Raw genomic sequence first — 705 nt, 5'->3', positions numbered from 1 at the left:
TATTTACTTTTACTATATTATCTTTTCCTCCAAGTAAAGGAATAAGATCTAATACATTATTTGAGCTGCTATCATTACAAGATAATAATTTTTCTAAAGACTCTGCAATAATATTAGCATTAGTACCAACTATTATATGAACTTCTGTAGAACTTATTTTTTGCACAGAAGGATAATATTTTTCTATTTCTTTTTCATCAATTTTATTAATATCTTTCACTTCTAATCTTAATCTTGTGGCACAATTATTTACCTTTAATATATTTTCTTTTCCACCCAAAAAAACTAAAGGAACTGCAAAGTTTTTTTCATTATTTTTCATATTTCACCCTCAAAAATTTCTATTATATTAACATAATATGTATTTTATTTCTAGTATATATTAAATGATTATATTTATATATTTTAATAGTAATATAAAATCTAAATTATAAAAAGGTTTAAATAATAGATACAAAAACATTAATATATAATTACAAATAATTATTTACTTATTTTTGTAGATAATAATACTTTTATGTTTTTTACAATTATAGTCTTTCAATTATAATCTTTAAGCACAATTATTTAATTTTAATATAGTTTATTTAAATCAAAGCAAATTTATATATATTTTATTTCTAAAAAAAATAGCCTGCAGTAAACAATTACCGCAGGCCATAGCATTTTTATTATATATAAAATAATTATTTTTTAGCTATTTTT

Annotated in this window: 1 protein-coding gene; it reads right to left on the bottom strand. The window is 18.9% G+C overall.

Features of this window, described 5'->3' with window-relative positions; translation table 11 throughout:
• Positions 1-322, bottom strand: a 322-nt coding sequence (locus tag EZH24_RS13045; protein ID WP_161976185.1) for a PTS sugar transporter subunit IIB, incomplete at its 3' end; no start/stop codon positions are given.
• Positions 323-705: the final 383 nt, after the last annotated feature.

Origin of the sequence: Brachyspira catarrhinii, assembly GCF_005518285.1 — a bacterium.
Taxonomy (GTDB): domain Bacteria; phylum Spirochaetota; class Brachyspiria; order Brachyspirales; family Brachyspiraceae; genus Brachyspira; species Brachyspira catarrhinii.
This window is presented reverse-complemented; position numbering and strand designations above follow the sequence as displayed.